The organism is Mycobacterium sp. E3247, assembly GCF_001667785.1.
GTDB lineage: Bacteria > Actinomycetota > Actinomycetes > Mycobacteriales > Mycobacteriaceae > Mycobacterium.
On sequence record NZ_LZJG01000489.1, the window covers coordinates 94,981 to 101,603 of the forward strand.

Consider the following 6,623-nt stretch of genomic DNA (forward strand, 5'->3'; position numbering starts at 1 on the left):
CGATTACCCGCGCGGTCCTAGGCGGCCGGCGCCGCGGCCAGGTGCCGGCGCTGCGGCTCGCTGCGGTAGCGCGACGGCTTGCCGTCGATCTTGCAGAGCCGCCACATGAGCCGGGCGGAGCGCGTCTCCATCAAGCCGGTGTCGTGTGCCAGCATCCGGACGTCGGCGAACATGTCACTCAACCACTTTCGTGATTCCGGCGACCGGAAGAAGAGCTCCTTCTTGACCTCGCGCGGGATGTCGAACTCCTGCCAGAACGCCTTGGGCGGCACCACGATGGCCCGGCACAGGACCTTCATCGTCAACGGCAGGTACAGGGCCGTCCAGAACTTCTGCCGCTTGGTCAGCTGCGGCACCCGCCTGCGCAGGAACTCGTGGGCAAACGAAATGTGTCGCGCTTCCTCGGCCACGTGAATGGCCATCACCCGTTCCATGATCGGGTGCAGCGATTTCCCTTCGCGCAGAATGTTTTTCTGCGTGTGGTCGATCGGCTCCTCGCCGGCGAGCACCCCGATGAAGAACGCCACCGGCAGCGGACCGGCCACCAGCGGAACCAGCGGCGAGAGCCACTTGAGCGTCCGCGGCATACCCGGCACGTCCGCGCCGACGCGGTTCACCATCTCCTGGAACATCATGGTGTGGTTGCACTCCTCGACCGATTCGTGCAGGCAGTACCGGTATTCCGGGGAGCCGTTCGGCACCCAGAACGTGTAGTTCATCAGGCCGCGGATCAGGATCGACTCGAAGTGCAGCCCGACCTTGGCGACGTTGGCCTGGCGCCACATCCCAATCTTGATCTTGCGCTCTTCGGGCTGCGATAAATACCAGGGATGGCGCCCCAACGGGTCGGTGGCCGGCAGTACCCACCGCGGGTCGTTCTCCGTGACGGCGAATTCCGGTGCGTCCCAGTCGATGTCGGTGTAGGGGTTGAAGTTTCTCCGCACCGACCCCTCGGACAGTGTGGCAAGCGTGTTGACGTACTCAGTGTCGTCGCGCACCTCCATATTGCGGCGCCAACGCCGAACCATGCGTGTCCTGGCCATATCCAAGCCTCCCCAACGAGGTTTACATTTGGACGTGCTGTGTCCAGACAGTACCGCAGGTACCGGATATCTTCTAGACCCCGATCCGCCGCTGTGGGCTGACCAGTGGTCAGGCGCATGGTGTGCCCTGCCTCACAGCGGGCGAAACACCACGGGCGCGGCCAGGTGTTTTGCGCGGGTCACGGGCGTGCGCCGCCGGACCGCTGCGTCGCCGGTCACATCGGCTCACTACCCTGATGAGCATGGCTGACCAGCTCGAGGTTCCCGCTGACATCAAACCCCGCGACGGCCGCTTCGGATGCGGCCCTTCCAAGGTCCGGCCCGAACAGTTGCAGGCGCTGACGACCAGCGCGGCCCCGCTGTTCGGCACTTCGCACCGGCAAGCCCCGGTGAAGAATCTGGTGGGCCGGGTGCGGACGGGGCTGACCGAGCTGTTCTCCGTGCCGGACGGCTATGAGGTCATCCTGGGCAACGGCGGCGCGACGGCGTTCTGGGATGCCGCGGCGTTCGGGTTGATCGACAAGCGCTCACTGCACCTGTCCTTCGGCGAGTTCAGCGCCAAGTTCGCCTCGGCGGTCGCCAACAACCCGTTCGTCGGCGACCCGATCATCGTCAAGGCGGACGCCGGCAGCGCACCCGAACCGCAGAGCGATCCCTCGGTCGATGTGATCGCCTGGGCGCACAACGAGACGTCGACCGGGGTGGCGGTGCCCATTCGGCGTCCGGCCGACTCCGGCGACGCCCTGGTCGTCATCGACGCCACCTCCGGTGCGGGCGGCCTGCCGGTCGACATCGCCCAGACCGACGCCTATTACTTCTCGCCGCAGAAGAATTTCGCCAGTGACGGCGGCCTGTGGTTGGCCATCATGAGCCCCGCCGCACTCGCGCGGGTGGAGTCCATTGCCGCGTCGGGCCGCTGGGTTCCCGACTTCCTGTCGCTGCCCATCGCGGTGGACAACAGCCTGAAGAACCAGACGTACAACACCCCGGCGGTCGGCACCCTGGCTCTGATGGCCGAGCAGATCGACTGGATGCTCGGCAACGGCGGGCTGGACTGGGCCGTCAAGCGCACGGCCGACTCGTCGCAGCGGTTGTACTCCTGGGCGCAGGAGCGGCCGTACACCACTCCGTTCGTCACCGACCCCGCCTTGCGGTCCCAGGTGGTCGGCACCGTCGACTTCGTCGACGACGTAGACGCCGCTGCCGTCGCCAAGATCCTGCGGGCGAACGGCATCGTCGACGTCGAGCCGTACCGCAAACTCGGCCGCAACCAGCTGCGGGTCGGGATGTTCCCGGCGGTCGACCCCGATGACGTCAGCGCCTTGACGCAATGCGTCGACTGGGTCGTCGAGCGGCTGTAACCCCCACGCAATCCACGCGCAACCGCCCAGCGTGTCAGCACAGGTTGCGGGCGTCAGCTGCACTAGAGTGCGCAAAAGACGGGTCCGTCGACCTGCACGGAGCCTGCGAGGAGAAACCATGCGGGAACTCAAAATGGTTGGGGTCGATGCCGGCGGCAAACACATCATCTGCGAGGCCGGCGATCCCGCCGAGCCCTTCAAGCTCGCGGTCGACGATCAACTGAAGGCAGCCGTGCGCGGCGACATCGCGCCGCCGGAGCAACCGCAGCTCGACATTCAGGTCACCAACATGCTGAGCCCCAGAGAGATTCAGGCCAAGATCCGCGCCGGCGCGTCCGTCGAACAAGTCGCCGCGGCGTCGGGCTCCGACGTTTCGCGGGTCCGCCGATTCGCGCACCCGGTGCTGCTGGAACGCGCTCGGGCCGCTGAGTTGGCAACGGCCGCGCACCCGGTGCTCGCCGACGGCCCCGCGGTGCTCACCCTGCTGGAGACCGTGAGCGCCGCCCTGGTGACGCGCGGCCTGGAACCGGACCGGCTCAGCTGGGACGCCTGGCGCAACGAAGACAGCCGCTGGACCGTGCAGCTGGCCTGGAAGGCCGGCCGGTCGGACAACATCGCGCACTTCTGCTTCGCCCCCGGCGCCCACGGCGGCACAGTCACCGCCATCGACGACGCGGCCAAGGAGTTGGTCGACCCGAACTTCGACCGTCCGCTGCGCCCGCTCGCGCGGGTCGCCCACGTCGACTTCGAGGAGCCGGCGAAGCCCGCCGCCGCCGCCGCTCGGCAAGAGGAGCCCGCGCCCCAGGAGCCTCCGGTACATACTCGACGCGGTAAGCCCGTCATTCCGGCTTGGGAGGATGTGCTGCTCGGGGTTCGCTCTGGCGGGCAGCGCTAGGCGACCCGCCGCCCCCGTACCGGCTAACCCGCCACCGTCAGGGCGAGCAACGTCAGCCACGCTCCCGTGACACCGATCCCCGCGCCCAGCAGGAACCAGCGCAGCACCGGCTTGTGCCGCCAACCCCACAGCGTCGGCGCCAGCCCGCCGGCCGCGACGACGTTCAGCCCGACCGCAAGCAGCGGATGCACCCGGATGAGGCCCAGACTCAGCACCACGATGGCGGCGCCGGTCACGGCGGCGACGAAGCCGGCGACCGTCAAACCCGTTGCCCAGGGCGCGGAATCGTCGGTCACCCGCCGAGCCTAACCCGTTCGTAGAACGCCACGGCGGCCGCGGTGGCCACGTTGAGGGAGTCCGTCCCGCGCGACATCGGGATGCGCACGCGCACATCGCTTCTCCGCAGGGTCGCCGGCGTCAGGCCCGGCCCCTCGGCACCCACGATCACCGCGACGCGTTCGTCGCGCGCGGCCGCCATGGCCTCCGCCAGGGTGCGGGCGTCGCTGTGCGGTGTCATCGCCAGCAACCGAAATCCGTTCTCTTTCAACATCGTCAGTTCGGCGGGCCAGTCCATCGCTCGCGCGTACGGGACGAGCAAGGCGTGCCCCATGGACACCCGGACCGCGCGGCGGTAGAGCGGGTCGGCGCAGCCGCTGCCGAACACCACCGCGTCGACGCCCAGCCCGGCGGCGTTGCGGAAAATCGCGCCCAGGTTCTCGTGGTCGTTGACGCCCTCGAGCACCGCGACGGTCCGGGCGCGCGCGACCAGTTCGGCCACGCCGGGTTCCGGCACCCGGCGGGCGGCCGCCAGCACCCCACGATTGAGGTGGAAGCCCACCACCTGCGCCATGACGTCGGCGGAGGTGCGGTAGAACGGCACGGCATTGCCCGCCAGGTCATCGGCGAGCTCGGCGAGCCGGCGCTCGGTCCCCAGCAGCGCGTGCGGGGTGAACCTGGAGGCGAGCATGCGCTGGACGACCAGCACCCCCTCGGCGATCACCAGGCCTTTGCCGGACGGCAGATCGGGACGGCGATCGACGCTGTTCAGGTCGCGGAAGTCGTCGAGCCGCGGGTCGTCGGGGTCGTCGACATCCTGGACGTTGAGGCCATCGATTCCATCGCTCACGGGCTTTCGTCGACCAGGGCCAACATCAGGTCGGCCGCGTGGCGCAGGGTGTCACGCTGCTCGTCGTCCAGCGTCGCCAGCCGTTTGGCCAGCCACTCCTGACGGGCCCGTCGGGTCGCCTTGACCAGCTCGGCGCCGGACTGGGAAACCGAGACCAGCACCTGGCGGCCGTCGACGGGATGGGGGGCGCGGTCCACCAGGCCCATGTCAGCCAGCGACGCGATCACCCGGGTCATCGACGGCGGACGGACCCGCTCGCGGATAGCCAGCGCGCCGGGCGTCATCGGGCCCTCGTTGGCCAGCATCGCCAGCGCCGACAGCTGCGACAACGACACCGGCGACGACGGGTTTCGGAACCGGAGTTGGCGGGCCAGCCGCATGACCGCCAGCGACAGGTCGCTCGCCAGCCGCGCATCGCTGTCAGGCATGGCGCGAGGTTACACGGAACCTCAGGAAATCGGGATACGAACCGGTGAACGACGGGCTTTGGTCCTCAAGACCACGCGGGCCGACGTCGCCGAACCGCTTGCGTGGCCGGGTAACCCGCGCTGCCCAGGCATTTCGGCGACCTTGTGCCCGGGCGGGTGGAAGGACGGCCCGCACCGGCGGGGGCTATGTTAATCGCGATGTCCGAGGAATCCGGCGAGAACCGCGAGGCGCCGCCCCTGCCACCCGCACTGCTCAACGCGTGGCCCTTCATCGGCCTCGGCGCGCTCGGCTGGCTGGTCGCGACGGCCGCCGCATTTCTTGTCCCGGCGCTGCAGAGTTGGCGTCCGCTGACGCTGGCCGGGCTCGGGGTGGGCGTGCTGGGCACGAGCATCTTCGTGTTACAGCTCGCGGGGGCGCGCCGTGGCGATCGCGGCGCGCAGACCGGACTCGACAACTATCTCGACCACGGCTAGTTCTCGCACCGATAACCCGGGAGGATCGATGGTAGCTCCGCTACTGCAAGCGCAAATCGATATTGACGCACCGGTTTCCACCGTTTGGGGGTTGGTCTCGGATCTTCGGCGGATGCCGCAGTGGAGCCCCCAGTGCCGTTGGATGAAGACCTTCGGCCCGCTGCGCCAGGGCATGCGCAGCCTCAACATCAATCGCCGCAACCGGATGTTCTGGCCCACCACGTGCACGGTCGTCGAGGTCATTCCCGAGACCAAGCTGGCGTTTCGCGTCGACACCAACCACACGATCTGGAGCTACGAGCTGCAACCCATCGACGGGGGCACCCGGGTGATCGAGAGCCGTCACGCGGAGAACGGCGTGACCGCGTTCTCGAACCTGTCGGTCAATGGACTGTTCGGTGGGACCACCAACTTCGAGCGCGAGTTGCTCGAGGGCATGAACGCCTCGTTGGCCAGGATCAAGGCCGCGGCCGAAAAGAGCTAATCCACCTCGGGCTGCACCGGCCCGCCCTCGGGGGCATCGGACTCCGTCGTGTCGGCGTGGGCCGCCGAGGTCTCGGGCGCGGATGCCGACAACTCCGGTTCGACCTCCGGACCGCTGTCCGGTTCGGTCTCGGGTATCTGCGATTCGGCTGACTCGGGAATCTCGGGCGTCTCGGAGGAATCGGGCGTCTCGGCGGGCTCGGCCGCCTCGGGCGGCGCCTCCACGACGTCGAGCACACCGTCGTCGTACGGCTCGTACATGGGCGAACCCGTCCCCGCCGGAGCCGGGGTGTCCGAATGCGCGCCGCAACCGTACTGCTTGTCGACCACCTGCCCGTCAGCCGACAGTTCGTTGCCGCAGACCCCGAACATCGCGCCGAGCGAGCCCGCCAGCGGCAGGAAGAATCCACAGTCGCGGCACACCCGCTTCGTGGAGCGGGCCATCGGCGAGTCGGGCCCGTGGTCGCCCGTGTGCCACCGCTCGGCCGCCTCGGCACGGCCCCAGCCGCTCATCACCCAGCGCCGTCCCAGCCCGATCTCGGCGGCGGTCTCGTCGACCTGGGGGTCGCCGCTGGCGGTGTAGCCGGGGACCAACCGCGGGTCGTCGGCCACCGGGGCCAGCAGGTCCCCGGGGCTCAGGTCTCCCGGGCGCACCCGCTGGTCCCAGGGCACCCACTGCGGGGCCAGCAACGCGGTCGGTCCGGGAATCAGCACCACTTCGCTCACGGTGGCGTGGTCGGCACCGGGGTGGGCGGCGACGACGACGGCCCACTGCCAGCCCTGATAGCCGTGCAGATGCGCAAGAAACCGGTG

Annotated in this window: 9 protein-coding genes; 4 read left to right on the forward strand and 5 right to left on the reverse strand. The window is 68.9% G+C overall.

What is annotated here, in order from left to right; genetic code table 11:
• Nucleotides 1-17: 17 nt before the first annotated feature.
• Entirely contained in the window at nucleotides 18-1,043 is a 1,026-nt protein-coding gene (locus A9X04_RS24225; protein WP_067926100.1) for a diiron oxygenase, read from the reverse strand.
• Between the two features lie 242 nt (nucleotides 1,044-1,285).
• Between A9X04_RS24225 and serC the strand changes: the two genes are divergently transcribed.
• Nucleotides 1,286-2,404, forward strand: coding sequence for a phosphoserine transaminase (serC, locus tag A9X04_RS24230; RefSeq protein ID WP_067926153.1), 1,119 nt, complete (start codon nucleotides 1,286-1,288; stop codon nucleotides 2,402-2,404).
• Between the two features lie 118 nt (nucleotides 2,405-2,522).
• Nucleotides 2,523-3,299 carry a septation protein SepH gene (gene sepH, locus A9X04_RS24235; protein ID WP_067926103.1) on the forward strand — a complete coding sequence of 259 codons (777 nt, stop codon included), beginning with the start codon at nucleotides 2,523-2,525 and terminating at the stop codon, nucleotides 3,297-3,299.
• Nucleotides 3,300-3,322: 23 nt separating this feature from the next.
• Here sepH and A9X04_RS24240 read toward each other — a convergent pair whose 3' ends face one another.
• From A9X04_RS24240 to A9X04_RS24250, 3 genes are read right to left on the reverse strand one after another with little or no spacing between them, the layout of a single operon-like run.
• The gene (locus A9X04_RS24240; protein ID WP_067926105.1) at nucleotides 3,323-3,595 is read right to left on the reverse strand and encodes a DUF2537 domain-containing protein; all 273 of its coding nucleotides are present in this window, start codon (nucleotides 3,593-3,595) and stop codon (nucleotides 3,323-3,325) included.
• A complete protein-coding gene (locus A9X04_RS24245; RefSeq protein ID WP_067926108.1) occupies nucleotides 3,592-4,425 on the reverse strand; it encodes an RNA methyltransferase in 834 nt (277 codons plus the stop codon). The genes A9X04_RS24240 and A9X04_RS24245 overlap by 4 nt, the downstream gene beginning before the upstream one ends.
• On the reverse strand, nucleotides 4,422-4,853 hold the full coding sequence (locus tag A9X04_RS24250) for a MarR family transcriptional regulator (protein ID WP_067926111.1): 432 nt from the start codon (nucleotides 4,851-4,853) through the stop codon (nucleotides 4,422-4,424). Before A9X04_RS24250 ends, A9X04_RS24245 begins: the two co-directional genes overlap by 4 nt.
• A gap of 198 nt (nucleotides 4,854-5,051) precedes the next feature.
• On the opposite strand from A9X04_RS24250, the gene A9X04_RS24255 reads away from it, so the two are divergent.
• Nucleotides 5,052-5,327: a DUF2530 domain-containing protein gene (locus A9X04_RS24255; RefSeq protein ID WP_067926114.1), complete on the forward strand. Its 276-nt coding sequence runs from the start codon at nucleotides 5,052-5,054 to the stop codon at nucleotides 5,325-5,327.
• Nucleotides 5,328-5,355: 28 nt separating this feature from the next.
• Nucleotides 5,356-5,811: an SRPBCC family protein gene (locus tag A9X04_RS24260; RefSeq protein ID WP_067926116.1), complete on the forward strand. Its 456-nt coding sequence runs from the start codon at nucleotides 5,356-5,358 to the stop codon at nucleotides 5,809-5,811.
• Here the strand turns inward: A9X04_RS24260 and A9X04_RS24265 are convergent.
• A partial coding sequence (locus A9X04_RS24265) for a DUF3027 domain-containing protein (protein WP_067926119.1) occupies nucleotides 5,808-6,623 on the reverse strand: 816 nt, incomplete at its 5' end. The two genes, A9X04_RS24260 and A9X04_RS24265, sit on opposite strands and share 4 nt — an antisense overlap.